Annotated in this window: 15 protein-coding genes; 7 read left to right on the plus strand and 8 right to left on the minus strand. The window is 63.2% G+C overall.

The features are described from left to right. Positions 1-7: 7 nt before the first annotated feature. A complete protein-coding gene (locus ACEN42_RS07920) occupies positions 8-688 on the minus strand; it encodes a carbonic anhydrase (protein ID WP_238217790.1) in 681 nt (226 codons plus the stop codon). Between the two features lie 287 nt (positions 689-975). On the opposite strand from ACEN42_RS07920, the gene ACEN42_RS07925 reads away from it, so the two are divergent. Beyond that, positions 976-1,287: a zf-TFIIB domain-containing protein gene (locus ACEN42_RS07925; protein ID WP_371879648.1), complete on the plus strand. Its 312-nt coding sequence runs from the start codon at positions 976-978 to the stop codon at positions 1,285-1,287. 68 nt (positions 1,288-1,355) lie between these two features. Next, a complete protein-coding gene (locus ACEN42_RS07930; RefSeq protein WP_049815742.1) occupies positions 1,356-1,862 on the plus strand; it encodes a CBS domain-containing protein in 507 nt (168 codons plus the stop codon). Between the two features lie 20 nt (positions 1,863-1,882). On the opposite strand, the gene ACEN42_RS07935 is transcribed toward ACEN42_RS07930, so the two are convergent. Beyond that, positions 1,883-3,268, minus strand: a complete 1,386-nt coding sequence (locus ACEN42_RS07935) for a glycosyltransferase family 9 protein (protein ID WP_371879649.1) — start codon at positions 3,266-3,268, stop codon at positions 1,883-1,885. A gap of 881 nt (positions 3,269-4,149) precedes the next feature. Between ACEN42_RS07935 and ACEN42_RS07940 the strand changes: the two genes are divergently transcribed. After that, positions 4,150-4,971, plus strand: a complete 822-nt coding sequence (locus ACEN42_RS07940) for an SDR family oxidoreductase (protein ID WP_371879650.1) — start codon at positions 4,150-4,152, stop codon at positions 4,969-4,971. Between the two features lie 159 nt (positions 4,972-5,130). Continuing rightward, the gene (locus tag ACEN42_RS07945) at positions 5,131-5,523 is read left to right on the plus strand and encodes a hypothetical protein (protein ID WP_371879651.1); all 393 of its coding nucleotides are present in this window, start codon (positions 5,131-5,133) and stop codon (positions 5,521-5,523) included. A 182-nt stretch (positions 5,524-5,705) separates the two neighbouring features. On the opposite strand, the gene ACEN42_RS07950 is transcribed toward ACEN42_RS07945, so the two are convergent. The 3 genes from ACEN42_RS07950 to ACEN42_RS07960 all read right to left on the minus strand — a co-directional run bounded on the left by ACEN42_RS07950 (position 5,706) and on the right by ACEN42_RS07960 (position 7,835). Beyond that, on the minus strand, positions 5,706-7,010 hold the full coding sequence (locus tag ACEN42_RS07950; protein WP_371879652.1) for an RNA polymerase sigma factor: 1,305 nt from the start codon (positions 7,008-7,010) through the stop codon (positions 5,706-5,708). Then, positions 7,007-7,405, minus strand: coding sequence for a VOC family protein (locus tag ACEN42_RS07955; protein ID WP_371879653.1), 399 nt, complete (start codon positions 7,403-7,405; stop codon positions 7,007-7,009). Before ACEN42_RS07955 ends, ACEN42_RS07950 begins: the two co-directional genes overlap by 4 nt. Positions 7,406-7,481: 76 nt before the next feature. Then, on the minus strand, positions 7,482-7,835 hold the full coding sequence (locus ACEN42_RS07960) for a YciI family protein (RefSeq protein WP_035498620.1): 354 nt from the start codon (positions 7,833-7,835) through the stop codon (positions 7,482-7,484). A 334-nt stretch (positions 7,836-8,169) separates the two neighbouring features. Between ACEN42_RS07960 and ACEN42_RS07965 the strand changes: the two genes are divergently transcribed. Next, positions 8,170-8,568: a DUF2917 domain-containing protein gene (locus tag ACEN42_RS07965; protein ID WP_371879654.1), complete on the plus strand. Its 399-nt coding sequence runs from the start codon at positions 8,170-8,172 to the stop codon at positions 8,566-8,568. A gap of 12 nt (positions 8,569-8,580) precedes the next feature. Here the strand turns inward: ACEN42_RS07965 and ACEN42_RS07970 are convergent, their stop codons facing one another. Together ACEN42_RS07970 and ACEN42_RS07975 are read right to left on the minus strand one after the other, a co-directional pair. After that, the gene (locus ACEN42_RS07970; protein ID WP_029672483.1) at positions 8,581-10,239 is read right to left on the minus strand and encodes a tannase/feruloyl esterase family alpha/beta hydrolase; all 1,659 of its coding nucleotides are present in this window, start codon (positions 10,237-10,239) and stop codon (positions 8,581-8,583) included. A gap of 128 nt (positions 10,240-10,367) precedes the next feature. Next, positions 10,368-11,228, minus strand: a complete 861-nt coding sequence (locus tag ACEN42_RS07975; protein WP_371879655.1) for a LysR family transcriptional regulator — start codon at positions 11,226-11,228, stop codon at positions 10,368-10,370. A 152-nt stretch (positions 11,229-11,380) separates the two neighbouring features. Here ACEN42_RS07975 and ACEN42_RS07980 point away from each other — a divergent pair, with 152 nt between their 5' ends. Both ACEN42_RS07980 and ACEN42_RS07985 read left to right on the plus strand, forming a co-directional pair. Further along, positions 11,381-12,766, plus strand: coding sequence for a DHA2 family efflux MFS transporter permease subunit (locus tag ACEN42_RS07980; RefSeq protein ID WP_029672481.1), 1,386 nt, complete (start codon positions 11,381-11,383; stop codon positions 12,764-12,766). A gap of 54 nt (positions 12,767-12,820) precedes the next feature. After that, positions 12,821-13,816: an aldo/keto reductase gene (locus tag ACEN42_RS07985; protein WP_371879656.1), complete on the plus strand. Its 996-nt coding sequence runs from the start codon at positions 12,821-12,823 to the stop codon at positions 13,814-13,816. Positions 13,817-13,823: 7 nt separating this feature from the next. On the opposite strand, the gene rarD is transcribed toward ACEN42_RS07985, so the two are convergent. Next, positions 13,824-14,699 (minus strand): EamA family transporter RarD, encoded by an 876-nt coding sequence (gene rarD / locus ACEN42_RS07990; protein ID WP_029672479.1) that lies wholly within the window; start codon positions 14,697-14,699, stop codon positions 13,824-13,826. Positions 14,700-14,832: the final 133 nt, after the last annotated feature.

Here is a 14,832-nt window from a genome sequence, read left to right on the forward strand (position 1 = left end):
CGTGAAATCAGCGCGCCTTGCGCAGCATGCGCAGGCGCGCTTCTTCGAGCGATTCGAACTTGCTGTCGGCTTCGTCGTAGATCGACACCTTGCCGCGTCCGATGTCGTACACCCAGCCCTGCACTTGTAGCTTGTTGAGCGCGAGCCTGCCGGCGACCGCCGGATGCGTGCGCAGATGCGTCAGTTGCAGGCGGATGTTTTCCTCGACCATCGCCTGGACGATGCGCTCTTCTTCCAGCTTTCGCGCCATCACGACGCTGCGCGCCGCTTCGGCATTACGCAGCCATGCATGCACGGTAGGCATTTCATCGGCGATGGTCGCACCCGACGCGAGCCCCTTCATCGCGCCGCAGTCCGAGTGCCCGCAAATCACGATCTGCCGCACGTTGAGCGCGAGCACCGCATATTCGACGACCGCCGACACGCCGCCGAGCATCTCGCCGTAAGCCGGCACGATATTGCCGATGTTGCGGCACACGAAGAGCTCGCCGGGGCGCGTCTGCGTAATCATTTCCGGCGAAACGCGGGAATCGGCGCAGGTGATGAATAGCGTGTGCGGCGCCTGCTGGCGCGCGAGGCTCTTGAAGAGCGCTTCGCTGTCGGGAAATACGTGACGGTTGAAATCGTCGGCGCCTTGAAGCAGGTACAGGAGATCGGGCGTTTCGGCGCCGCCGCGTTCTTCGCTCATCGATTTATCGGGCATCGTGGGGCCTTTGGTGTGCGGTTGCGGCGCACGCCACGCGCGCCGCCTCAAACCGAGAGCTTGCGGGGTTTTGAGATGGATCGCAAGTGTGTGTCGCCGGATCCCGCCTGAGCGTTTGCCGCGCTGCCGCGCAAACGCTCGTTCGTTTTTACGCACTGATGCCGCCGCTTACTTCGGTTTTCCCGAACCGAAGCGCTCAAAATCTCGCATTTTTCCATCGACATCCTTCCGCTAGATTGTCTCTCATTGAAAGCAATCAGAAAGGAATCGACATGAAATGCCCCGTTTGTCCCGACACAGAACTGCTGATGACCGTGCGCGAGGGCATCGAGATCGACTATTGCCCGCAATGCCGCGGCGTGTGGCTCGATCGCGGCGAACTCGATCAGATCATCCGGCGCGCGTCGCAAGTGTCGCATGCCGAAGCACAGGCGGGCGGACGCGACGAATGGCACGAGCGCGGCCACGATCGCGAGCACCGCACGCCTCGCCACGACGGTTACCACTACGGCGATCAGCGCGGCAGGCGCGAACACGCGCGTCGCAAGAAATCGTTTCTCGGCGATCTCTTCGATTTCGATTGAAGGTGAAAGAGGCGGGCGCATCGGCAAGCTTTTCAAACGCGACGGACAACAGCAACGGAGAACAGCAAATGGCAACGGTCAAGCAAGTGCTGAAGGCGAAGAGCGACGCGACGATTCATACCATCGACGCGGAAGCGAGCGTGTACGAAGCGGTCGCGCTGATGTCGAAGGCGGAAGTGGGCGCGCTCGTCGTCATGGTGGGAGACGCGGTGTGCGGCATCGTCACCGAGCGCGACTATGCGCGCAAGGTGATCATGCAGGACAAGGCCTCACGGACGACGACGGTATGCGAAATCATGACCGCGCCCGTGATGGCCGTGAGCCTCAGAACGAGCGCCGACGAATGCATGACCCTGATGACGCAGCAACGCATCCGTCATCTGCCGGTGATTGAGGGCGGAAGGCTCGTCGGCATGATTTCGATCGGCGATATGGTGCGGCATCTGATCGAAGAACAGCAGTTCGCCATCGATCAACTGGAAAGTTACGTGCGCGGACCCGGTCACGACATGCCGACTTGCGCGCTCACGCGGCGCAGCGCGATTCCGCAGACGCTCGCGGCGCGCTTTGCATAGCGCCTCTGTGTGTCGGATCTTCAGGGCATGTCCGAAGCAAGGTGCTGTTGCAGCTTGCGCACGACATCGTTCCAATCGCCGAGTCGGCGAGCGCGTACCAGCTGCATCGTCGGATACCACGGCGTGCGATGCGGATCGCGTTCGTAGCGCCATTCGGCCACCTGATTGAGGAACAGATAGCAGCGCTTGCCGAGCGCACCCGCGATGTGAGACAAGCCGCCGTCGTTGCCGACGAACGCGTCGAGTCTGTCGATGATGGCGACGCTCTGCGCGAGCGTCATGTCGGGCAGCGTCGTGAAGCGTTCGGGATCGTTCGCGCGCGGGTCGTTCAGCCAGCGCTTGCGCTCGAAGCCGCGCTGCATGATGACCCAGTGAATGTCGTTCGTGCCGTCGAAGAGCGGCGCGAGATGGGGCAGGGTGAGACTGCGATTGGCGAAATTGTTCGACGATTCGCACGACGACCAGAAGATGCCGACGCAGCGTCGTCCGCCCGCGCGCCGGCGAATTTCATCGACGAAGGCATCGGCGATATCGGCCTCGGCCGGTTCGATGTAGCGTGTCGAGGGCGCGTAGCCGAGCACCGGAAAGAGCGAAGTGAAGAGGGCGAAGGGATCGGTCCAGAGCGCGCCATCGGGCGCCACGACGAAGTCCGCGGCGCGCATGGCCTCGGCGTCTCTTTGCTGTTCGTCCGCGGGCATCGCGAGGCGATAGTTGAGATCGGAGCCGTCGGCGTACGCGATCTGCACGCCCAGCGCCTGAAGCGCCGCGGCATAGCGCACCCAGTTGACCTGGTCTCCGTGGCCCGATGCGATCGATGTCAGCGTCATATGCGCGGGCAACACGCGCTCCCCGCACCAATAGTGCTCGACGTCGACATGCGGAAACAGCACGCGCCGCGACTCCCGCGACGACCAGTATCGGTGCATCAATTCGACGCCGCTGGCGATGCCGTTCAGGCGCATCGCGCTGCGCCCCTGATGATGGCCGAGCACGTATGCCGAATGCTCGGCGACGCCTTCCGCGCTCAACTGGAGGACGCGCTCGTCTTCGCCGAGATAGTGCCAGCCGTAGACGCGCCACAAGAACGCGCCGATCGGCACTGTGGAAGCCTTGTGCGCGTAGTACTCGATCATGGCGAGCGCGACTTCCTTGAGGCCGAGATGGGCGCATACGTCGCTCAGACAATGCATCTGATATGCGAAGCGGTCCGATTCGCGCGTGAGCCGGCAGCAGATCTCGAGCGCCTCTTTGAACTCGCCGCCCCGCAAATGCGTGACCGCTCGCCAATGCCAGTATTCCGCGAGGTGTTGATCCTCCGTGGCGCGTTCGTCGAGGAAGCGAAAGCATTCGTCGATCTCGCCCGCGTAGAGTCTGGCGGAAAGCTGCGCGTCGTATTGGTCGATCATGGGAAAAGCGTCGATTCAAAGGTGCCGGATTATTGCGCGCTCGAATGTGCGGTCGCGTGGGGATCCTGCTGTTCTCACAAAAATTTCAGAATATTGATCAATGTTTTAGTAAATCGACAATATTCGAAATTATCGCGGCGAGTTTGATTCGATTATAGGCGTCGGAAAGAAGGGCATTTGTCAAAAGGAAGTGTGAAAGAAGCGCCAGTTCGTCCGGAAGAGCGCTGACCTCCGATATTCTCTTCTCCTAAGTATTTTGGAGAGCGGGCGAGACACGTGATGGTATTTCGAATATCGATCGGATTCGCTGAGTGCATCTTGTATTCCCGTAACGGGGCTCGGACTGTCAGCGATATCGAAGGGCGTCGCGCGATTGAAGATGCATCATCGAATGACCTTTCCAGCCGGGACGCCGATGATGTGCGTCAGCTCTTGAACCGGGTAGGCGGCAGATACGTGTCTTACGACGCGGCTCCTTCAGCGGTTCTGAGTCAACTGAAGGACGCGGTGGCCCGCGGCGACATTGTGGTCGTGTCGACTTCACGACAGCAATCAGGCGGCGGAGGCAGTTCAGCGCAGACTGTCCGGCCCCGCTATGCGACGGTGACTCCATCGCAGCTTGTCGGCAGGGTTCGTCAGGCGGCAGCGAGGAGCTATTTCGAGCGGGCTGCTCCATCGGGGGCGAAGCTATCGGCCGAAGATGGGCCGGCGATTTTGGGGTCTGGGGATCAATGGAACAGTGAACTCAGTTAAGCGCAGCGACATTCGACGCTCCTAGGAGTCGCCATTCCGAACGTCTGCATTCGGGCGAAACCTCGGCGTAGACTACGGTCTTATTGCTCACATCACGCGCCAAACGAAAGTGCGGCGTCACATACCGTATGAATGAGAGACTTGCTTCCAAGGTCGCGGTCATCACTGGGGCAGCCCAAGGAATAGGCGCGGCGATTGCACGATCATTCGCGCAGAACGGTTGCTTCGTCTATGTCACTGACATCAACGACGAGCTCGGCAGAATTACTGCGACATCGATTGGCGATTTCGCTGCGTATTTGCCGCTTGACGTTCGCGTGGAAAGCGATTGGCAGCGCGTAACGACGCAGGTCCTGGACGAGCGCGGCCGATTGGACGTATTGGTCAACAACGCCGGAATTACCGGCTTTGAGGCCCGGGCCGTGCCGCACGACCCAGAGCACGCGAGCCTGGAGGACTGGCACGCTGTGCATCGAACGAATCTCGATGGCGTGTTCCTCGGTTGCAAGTACGCCATTCGGGCCATGCGACGTCACGGACAGGGTTCGATCATTAACATCTCGTCGCGCTCTGGCCTGGTCGGTATTCCAGGCGCTGCAGCATATGCATCGTCGAAGGCAGCTGTTCGTAACCACACAAAGACTGTTGCACTCTACTGCGCAGAGCAAAACCTCAAGGTTCGGTGCAATTCGATTCACCCGGCTGCCATTCTCACGCCCATCTGGGAACCCATGTTGGGCACTGACGCAGGCCGCGAGGAACGAAAGGCTGCGCTGGTCCGTGATACTCCGCTTCGGCGGTTCGGTATGCCTGAGGAAGTTGCCGCCCTGGCATTGTTGCTGGCTTCGGATGAGGCGAAGTACATCACCGGCAGCGAATTAAACATCGATGGTGGGCTCCTGGCAGGTTCGGCGGCGACACCTGCGGTGATGGGTGATGGCGAAAATTAGTCAGCCGGAGGGGCGGCACGAAAGTCTGCTTCTGGGCCGAAATGTGGCTTCCTGCAGCCCCGAGTGTGTGGCACCGTTGCCAAAGGCGTTAATTTATTCGTTGCTATGCAACGGTTGGCTGACGAGCGAGGGTTCGGGCTTTCCCCGGTGAGGCATCATTTGACCAACATTCGCAAAACGCTTGAATCGTTCGATTTCTTCCACGATTGGCATGTAGACGCCATCGCGCTGCACAGCGATGAAGATGCGGACTGTCCTGATACGCTGGTTCTGAAACTGAGGCTCGTCAATCGTCGCGTGATCGTCACGTTCCACGGCATGACGCGCTTGGGCATCGATGGGGGTGGCACCGTCAACATCGTGCTGTCGCTCGAGCCTGTGCAACCTGATACCGAGACAGAACGCCTGGCCGCGAAATTGTTCAAGAACTCTCTGAAGGGCCCACGGGTTGCCGACAATACGGTCATCCTTTATCCGACAGCTGGTTTCGAGATCGCAGTGGAATTCGACACGCTCACTGTCGAACCCGACGGGCTGGTACAGCGAGAATGACCTCGCTCGCTATCGAAACCTCCGCCGCCGCAGAACCCGCGACCGGTCAGCTTACGAGCGGACACTTTCAACTTGGCTAAAAGCGGACATTACAACTTAGCCGCTAGAAACCAAAAAGTTGATAATTTATCTTATGTTAAATCGACCATGCAGCCAATCCGATCCTCCAACCGACCCACCCATCACCCCATCTCACCAGCCCGCTCCAACAAAAACTCCCGCTCCCGCGCATTCTTCGTCAGCGCCGCGGCGCGCTCGAACTCCGCGCGTGCCTCGTCCTTGCGCCCGAGCTTCGCCAGCAAATCCGCGCGCACACTCGGCAGCCAGTGATAGTTCTTCAGCGCGGCCATCCCGGAAAGCGCATCGACGATCGGCAGCGCCGCGTCCGGCCCATACGCCATGCTCACCGCGACCGCGCGATTCAGTTCGACCACCGGCGTCGGCGCGGTCTGCATCAGCGCATCGTAGAGCGCGACGATCATCGGCCAGTCGGTGTCCGCGGCGGTCGGCGCGCGCGCGTGACATGCCGCGAGCGCCGCCTGCAGCGCGTAGACGCCGCGCGCACCACCGAGCGCTTCCGAGCGTTTCAGCGCCGTGAGCCCGCGCCGGATCAGAAGCGGATCCCAGCGGCTGCGATCCTGATCCGGCAAGAGCACCGGCCGGCCTTCGCGATCGACACGCGCCTTCGTTCTCGACGCCTGAATCTCCATCAGCGCGACGAGCCCGTGGACCTCGCTCTCATCGGGCGTCAGTTCGGCGAGGATGCGCCCGAGCCTGAGCGCGTCTTCGCACAGTCCCGGACGCATCCAGTCGTCGCCGGCGGTCGCCGAATAGCCTTCGTTGAAAATCAGATAGATGACCTGGAGCACAGAGCCGAGCCGCGCGACGCGCGCGTCGGCCTTGGGCACCTCGAAGGGCACGCGGGCCGCCGATAACGTGCGCTTCGCCCGCACGATGCGCTGCGCGATCGTCGGCTCCGGCACGAGAAACGCGCGCGCGATCTCGTCGGTCGTGAGTCCGCCGATCAGGCGCAGCGTCAGCGCGGCGCGCGCATCGACGGACAACACCGGATGACACGCCGTGAAAATGAGCCGCAGCAGATCGTCGCCGATGTCGTCTTCGCGCGCGGCGTCGAGCGCATCGACGAAATCGGGCGTGATGTGCGCTTCCTGCGCGTCGAGATCGCGTCCGTACTCCTCGTGCTTGCGCGCGTGCAGCGCGTGCTGCCGCAGACGGTCGAGCGCCTTGTTCTTCGCTGTTGTCATGAGCCACGCTCCCGGCTTTTCGGGCACGCCCACGCCCGGTTGGCTCCAGTGCTCCAGCGCGGCGACGAACGCGTCCTGCGCCAGTTCCTCGGCGAGCGCGACATCGCGCACCACGCGCGCCACGCTCGCAATCACCTTCGCGGACTCGATGCGCCACACCGCGTCGATGGCGCGCCGGGCCGCATCGTTCGCCGCGCCCTGCGCGTTCCCGCGCCCGCTCACGCCGCTTCCGGATTCATGTGCACGAGTTCCCAGATATGGCCGTCGAGATCCTCGAAGCCGTGGCCGTACATGAAGCCGTGATCCTGCGGCTCGCGCGGCGCGCGTCCGCCCGCCGCGACGGCCTTCGCGACCAGTTCATCGACTTCCGCCCTGCTCTCGCACGACAGGCACACGAGCGTCTCGGTGCTCGCGTGGGCGTCGGCGATCGGCTTCTCCGTGAAGGTCTGGAAGAATTTTTCGACGAGCAGCATCGCGTAGATGTTTTCGCCGATGACGAGGCACGCGGCGTCGTCGTTCGTGAATGCCGGGTCGAAATTCAGGCCCAGTGCCTTGAAGAAGGTCATCGAGCGCTTGAGATCGCGAACCGGAAGGTTCACGAAGATCTGCTTGTGCATGGCGGTGGTCTCCAGGGTGAATCGTTACGCGTGATACATGCACGACGATCCGCGCGCGTGAAAATCGACACGAACCTCACGCATAGCAAGGTCCGACCTTGCGGACTTCGATGGTGCACCACTTCGCCGCGGGGCATTCGGCAGCAATCGCCACGGCTTGCGCGTGTGTTTCGCAATCGATCAGGAAAAAACCGCCGATCATTTCCTTGGCTTCGGCGAACGGTCCGTCGATCACGCGCGTATCGCCTTGAGCGCTCGTCACGCGCGCCGCATCCTTCATCGATGTCAGCGATTCCACCGCGCGCAGCACGCCGCGCGTCTTCAGCGTATCGGCGAATTCAGCCATCTGCCGGTACGCCTCACGCCCCTCTTCCTCCGTGCGCTGGCCGCGCTGTTCGACGGGTTCCATCACGAGTAGCAGATAAGCCACGACGAGCCTCCGAAAGGTTTTGATGGCGTTCAAGTTAAACCGTCGCGGGCGCGTCGGCAAGGGTCTGTCGGACAGCGTCTTCGCATCGCGTGCTTATCTCGATATTGACAAGCCCCATCGCGCCACACGATACTGCGACACATGCACGCAGCCCTCATGCTCTCCATCGCCGCGATTAAAAACCGAGTGAACGCCATCCGTGGCGGGTCATCGGGACAGCGTGTGCGCTAGCGAGACAGCAAGCAAACAGATTCCGAAGGCCCCGCCGCAAGACGGGGCCTTCTTGTTTTTGCGTGCAAGGTTCCGTCTTCGGCTCACATCATGGAGAGCAGAGATGGAAGAGGTATCGCAGGTTTTCGCGTGTCATGGCGTCGGTCACGGCGTAGCGTCGGGTCGCCTCGCTGCATCGGGCGCGCGCGTCGTGGTCCATGTCGAAGTGCATCCGCATCAGGTGGTGTCGTGGCGGCTCACGCGCGATGCCGAGTTGCGCATCAGCGGCGCATCCGCGTGTTCGCTCTGGCTCACGCGTCATCGCGATCCGTACGACTACTGGATGAAGCCCGGCGATGTCGTGCGCCTGTCGCGCGGCGAGCGCGTATGGCTCATGTCGGAGAGCGATCAGGCTTTCGAGGTATCGCTCACGTCGTATCGCGTGGCTGCGCGCGGGTTCCTGTCGCGCTGGCTCGCGAAGCGCTGGCCGCGCATCGCGGATCGGGACGTGAACGCGCTTTGATGATGCGACCGCTCAAGGCTCCACGCAGCGAAAGTTCGCGGCGACGTTGATGCTGCCCTTGCCGAGATAACGCGGATAGTCCGGATAACGGCAGATCGGTCGTGTGCGTCCGTTGGTGGCGGGCGCGATATCGCTGCCGACGAGCGTTTCCGGCGCGACGCCGCGGCTTACCCATTCGTCGAGCGCGCCGAGTTCGTCCCACGCGGGAATGAACACGCCGTTGCCATGCTGAAAACCCGGCACCATGTAGAGCCGCATGAACGATTCGACGGTGTCCTTTCCATATCGATCGATGAGCCCGCGATAGAACGCGATCGTCTGATTCGGGCTGATGACTTCATCGGCGAGGCCGTGCATCGCGATGAGCTTGCCGCCGTGCGCGATGAACGCGGAGAAATCCGGGTTCATCGCGCCGACGGTGTACGCGAGCGTCACGAGGCGTTGCCTGAAGCGGCCGGGGTTGTCGAGATCGAACGTGAGCCCGCTGAAGCCGAGGTCGCGCGTGACGAAGTGACGGACATACGCGTCGCCTTGCGCGAAGAGATAGCCGTTCGCGCCGAAAGTCGGCGGAGTCAGTAGCGTCGGCGAGTCGCCGAGCCCGAGCGTTCCGGAGAAATCGACGCCCTGAAACACGTTGTAGCCCGGATAGGTATCCACGCCATACGCGAGCGGATACGGCAGCGTGACGCCGTCGCGCAGCGTCTCGAGCGTATCGATCTGCGCATCGGAAAGACAACTGTCGCGCAAGGAAGGACGTTGCCCGTTCGCGCAGCGCAGCGACGCGATGATCTGCGGCTCCAGCTTCCTGCACGCCTCCACGTTGCCGACGATGCCGTCCGCCGCACCGTCGAGCCGGTCGCATTCGTGCACGACGGTTTCGAACACGCGCCGCTGCTGCGCGACGCCCACGAAACCGCCAGGCTTCGCATACGACGCCTGCCCGACTTTCACGCCCATCAGACGCACGCCCGAGAAGTTGATCGCGGGCGCGTTGGCGATCACGCCGTCGTAGTCGTTCGGAAAGCGCTCGATCACGGTAAAACCTTCGCGCCCGCCCGTCGAGCCGCCCGCGAAGTAGGTTTTCTCGGGCGTGCGCCCGTAGCCCATCTGGATCAGCGCGAGCGCGACGTCGCGGGTTTTCTTGAGATGCCCGAAGCCGAAATTGACGATGGCTTCGTCGTTTCCCGCGAAGTCCGCGCGGCCCGCGTTGCCGACGTGGCCCGAGTCCGAGCCGAAGGTCGCGTAGCCGCGCGCGAGCGGCGTCGAGTCGGGCGCGAAAGGCATCGGTTCGGTGCCCGAGACGATCGTGCCGTTGTAGCCGCCGCCGCCCATCTGTAGCGCGCGACCGTTCCAGCGGCTCGGCAGATTCACTTCGAAACGGATGTCGGGCGTCGAGTCCTGCAGCGCCTTGATGAAGCCCGTGATGCGGCAATACTCGCCGTTGCGGTTGCCGGGCGCGGCCGCCTTGACGACCCACGCGGAGACGATCGTCGCGCCGCGCGTCGGCAAGCCGATGATCGATGCGGGCACGTTTTTGCCTTCGAGGTCGTCGCAGTGCTTCGCCACGTACGAGGCCGCGTGGGCGCTCGAAAACGCCGCGAGCGCGATCACCGCGACAAACGCACGGAATCGGGATACATCGGAGAAAAGTGGGCGGAAGAGGCGAAACACGTCTTGGAAGTGGCTACTTCAATCGCCGCACAATATATAAGAACGGATTTACGATAGCCATTCGGGTCTGCCGGTCGTTGCTGCGACGCAACCAGTGCCCCTGCCCTCGCCCGCGCTCGCTTTCGGTTTCATTCGCCGTCCCATTCGCCGCGCAAATCACTGTTTTCGAGAAGCTGTAGCAAGGTTTCGGCCGGACGGCTCAGATGTTTCGCGCCGAACGCGATGAACTCCACTTCGGGCAATTCCGGCAACTCCGCGCGATTGACGGGCGGAGCCAGTCCCCGCGCCGCCAGAAAATGCGAACGCACGGTCAGGCCGAGTCCGCCACGCGCCGCGGCGATGCAGCCCGCGTGACTGCTGCTCGTGCAGACCATCTGCCAGCTTGCGCCGGTCTGCGCGAGCGAATCGAGCACGACGCCGCGCGTGACGCTCGGTTCGGAAACGAGGATGAGCGGCAGCGGCTCGCTCGTATCGACGATGGTGCCCGGTTTCGCCAGCCATTCGAGCCGTCCGGAGAAAAGCCGCGTGCCGCGCGCATCGCCGAAACGCCTTTTGCCGACCGCGAGATCGAGCTCGCCCGCATCGACCATCTGATAGAGCCGCCCCGTCATGCCGATCGTGATTTCCAGTTCGACGTCCGGATGCGTGTCGCGAAACGCCGCGAGCACGCTCGGCAGCGGCCCGAGCGCGATATCGTCCGATGAGCCGAGCCGTACGCGTCCGCGCAGGCGCGGCGAGCTGAATTGCGATTGCGCGTGCGCCATCGCTTCGAGGATCACGCGGGCGTGGACGAGCATCGCTTCGCCGTCGGCGGTGAGCGCGAGCGAATGCGTGTCGCGCACGAAGAGGCGCCGGCCGACGCTCTCCTCCAGACGCCGGATGTGCTCGGAGACGCTGGATTGCCGCAGGCCCAGCTGCCGCCCGGCATCGGTGAAACTGTGCGACGCGGCCACGGTCGCGAACGTGTTCAGCCAGACTGGATTGAGCATGCGTCATTGTGATCGGATAAAACGATGACAGTCAATGCGGTTAGCGGTCTTCCCGATGACGCCGCAAGTCATTAACATTTCACATATCGCGCGATGGGCTTGTTTTCAAAAGGCTTTCTTCGTTGCGCGGCGACCGCAACCCCGCTTCCCACATGACCAAAAGTTCTTCGCACACGGCACTGCTCTGGATCGTCGCCGTGGGCTTCTTCATGCAGGCGCTCGACACGACCATCGTGAACACGGCGCTGCCTTCCATCGCGCGCAGCCTCGGCGCCGCGCCGCTCGCGATGCAGTCGATCGTCGTCGCCTACACGCTCACGATGGCGCTGCTCACGCCCGCCTCCGGCTGGCTCGCCGACCGCTTCGGCACGCGCCGCGTCTATCTCGTCGCGATCTCGCTCTTCGTCATCGGCTCGCTTGCCTGCGCGGGCGCGCATTCGTTGAATCAGCTCGTGCTCGCGCGCGTGCTGCAAGGCGTCGGCGGTTCGATGCTGCTGCCGATCGGACGCCTCGCCGTGCTGCGCGCCGTCTCGGGCGAAGCCTACGTCTCCGCGCTCGCGATGATTTCCGTCGCCGGCCAGGTCGGCCCGATTCTCGGCCCGACGCTCGGTGGCTGGTTCGTCGAGTCGTTTACGTGGCACTGGATTTTCCTGATCAACGTGCCGATCGGCGCGGTCGGGCTCTACGCGGTGCAGCGCTTCCTGCCGAACGACACGCTGCATGATGCGCCGCCCTTCGATTTCATCGGCTGCGGATTGCTGTCGATGTGCATGGTGTCGTTTTCGCTCGCGCTGGATAGCCCGGTGGAAACGCATCGCGGCGCGGTCTCGGCGGCGCTCTTCGCGCTCGCGGCGGTGTCGGCGTTCGCGTATGTCCCTTACGCGCGGCACAAGCGCAATCCGATCTTTCATCTCGCGCTCTTTCACGAACCGAACTTCAGCGTCGGGCTGATCGGCAACCTGCTGTGCCGCATCGGTTCGAGCGCGGTGCCCTTTCTGCTGCCGCTTCTGATGCAGCTCGAACTCGGCTACAGCCCGCTGCATTCGGGTCTGATGATGCTGCCGATCGCGATCGCCGGAACGGTCAGCAAGCGCTGGATCGCGCAGCTCGTGAAGCATTACGGCTACGACATGTTCCTGCTCGTGAACACGGCGCTCGTGGGCGCGTCGATCGTCGCGTTCGCGCTGTTCTCGCCGACCTTGCCGCTCGCCGTCGAAATCGCGATTCTCGTCGTGTTCGGCGCGTGCAACTCCATGCAGTTCGCCGCGATGAACAGCGTCACGCTCAAAGGCTTGTCGAGCAAGGACGCCGGCAGCGGCAACAGCCTCTTTTCGATGGTGCAGATGCTCGCGATCGGCCTAGGCGTATCGATCGGCGGCTCGCTCGTGCAGTTGTTCCAGGGGCCGTTCTCGACCGCGGCCGGCTTCAAGCTGAGCTTCGTGTGCATGGGCGTGGTCACGCTGCTGTCGGGCGTCGTGTTCCGCTATCTCGATTCCGCGCCGCAGGGCGCCGCGCCCGCCCGCGCCGGCACGTCCTGATCGTTGCGGCTATTCTGTCGGTCCGATCGACTCGTTCTCTTATGGAGCGCAACCGTGCAATACCGCAAATTCGGCAATACCGGTCTCACCGTTTCGCGTCTCACGCTCGGCACGATGACGTTCGGCCTGCAGACCGAGGAAGACGTGTCGCGCAGCATCATGGACCGCGCGGCGGACGCGGGCGTCAATTTCATCGACACGGCGAACGTCTATCCGCTCGGCAGCGGACACGATCTCGCGGGCCGCACCGAGGAGATCGTCGGCCGCTGGCTGAAGGGCCGTCGCGACAACTTCATTCTCGCGACCAAGGCCGCGCATGAAATGGGGCCGCTCGCGTGGCACAAGGGTTTTTCGCGCAAGCATCTGCTCGATGCGATCGACGCGTCGCTCGAGCGGCTCGACACGGATTATGTCGACCTGTACCAGCTCCATACCGACGATCACGACACGCCGCTCGACGAGATGCTCGAAGCGCTCGACACCATCGTGCGGCAAGGCAAGGCGCGCTATATCGGCGTATCGAATTTTCTTGCGTACCGGCTCGCGCGCGCGCTCGGCCGCTCGGACGTGTTGCGCGCGGCGCGTTTCGTTTCCGTGCAGCCGCGCTACAACCTGCTGTTCCGCCAGATCGAGCGCGAATTGCTGCCGCTCGCGACCGAGGAAAATCTCGCCGCGATCCCGTACAACCCGCTCGCGGGCGGCTTGCTGACGGGCAAGCACAGCTTCAGTGCCGGCCCGAGCGAAGGCCGCTTCACCGGCGCGGTCGGCAAGGCGGGCGCGACGTACACCGAGCGTTACTGGCACGAGCGCGAGTTTCATACGATCGAGCGGATCAACGAGATCGTCGCGCCGACGGGACGTTCGCTCGCGAGCACGGCGCTCGCGTGGGTGCTGGCGAATCCGGCGGTGACTTCGGCGATCATCGGCGCGAGCCGGCCCGATCAACTGAACGAGACGCTCGCCGCTGTCGATCAGCCGATCGATCCGGAAGTCAAAGCGAAGCTCGACGAAGCGACGGTCGAATATCGTTTCGGCGACGCGTTGCGCTGATCCTCGTTCAGACGCGGGCCGCGCGCGCGCGATACACGCCTTCGAGCGAGTAAATCGCGAGCGCGGCCCAGATCGCGCCGTAGCCGAGCAGTTGATCGTGCCCGAAGAATTCCTGATAGATCACGACGCCGATCAGCAATTGCAGCGTCGGCGTAATGTACTGAATGAGCCCGAGCATCGATAGCGGAATGCGCCGCGCGCCCGCCGCGAACAGCAAGAGCGGCACCGCGGTCACTGGCCCGGCCGCCGCGAGCAGCAGCTTCACGCCGGGCGACGCGTGCGCGAAGCCGCTGCCGCCGTGCGAACTCAGGAAGAAGAGATAGAGCAGCGCGACGGGACACAGCAGCATCGTTTCGAGCGTGAGCCCTTCGAGCGCGCCGAGCGACGCGGTCTTGCGCAGGAGCCCGTAGCCGCCGAACGTCAGCGCGAGCGCTAAGCTGATCCACGGCGGCGCGCCGTTCACCCACGTCAGCCACAGCACGCCGAGCGCGGCGATCGTCACCGCGATCCATTGCACCGGCCGCAGCCGCTCGTGCAGGAACGCCATCCCGAACAGCACGTTGACGAGCGGATTGATGAAGTAGCCGAGGCTCGCCTCGACGATGCGGCCATCGTTCACCGCCCAGATATAGATGCCCCAGTTCGCCGACAGCAGCACCGCGCTCGCGGCGAAGCGCGCAAGCAGGCGCCGGTCGCTCAAAACGGGGCCGAGCCACTTCCACTGGCGGCGCACGGTCATGACGATCAACAGGAAGAGCATCGACCACGCCATGCGGTGCGCGAGCATCTCGACCGCGCCGATCGAGTGCAAGGCCTTGAAGTAGATCGGGAAAAGGCCCCAGATGGCGAAGGCCGAGAATGCGTAGATGACGCCTGGATTCATTGTTCGATGCGTAGAGCGGAGTGGCCGCGCACGAACGATCGGCTCGTTCGCCCGCGTTCGCCTGGCCGTCCGGCAGGAAAGCGATCCGCAAGGATTGGAAGCCGGATTTTAGTCGACGCACGGGGTTTGGCTC

Source organism: Caballeronia sp. S22 (assembly GCF_964261745.1).
Classification (GTDB): Bacteria; Pseudomonadota; Gammaproteobacteria; order Burkholderiales; family Burkholderiaceae; genus Caballeronia; species Caballeronia jiangsuensis.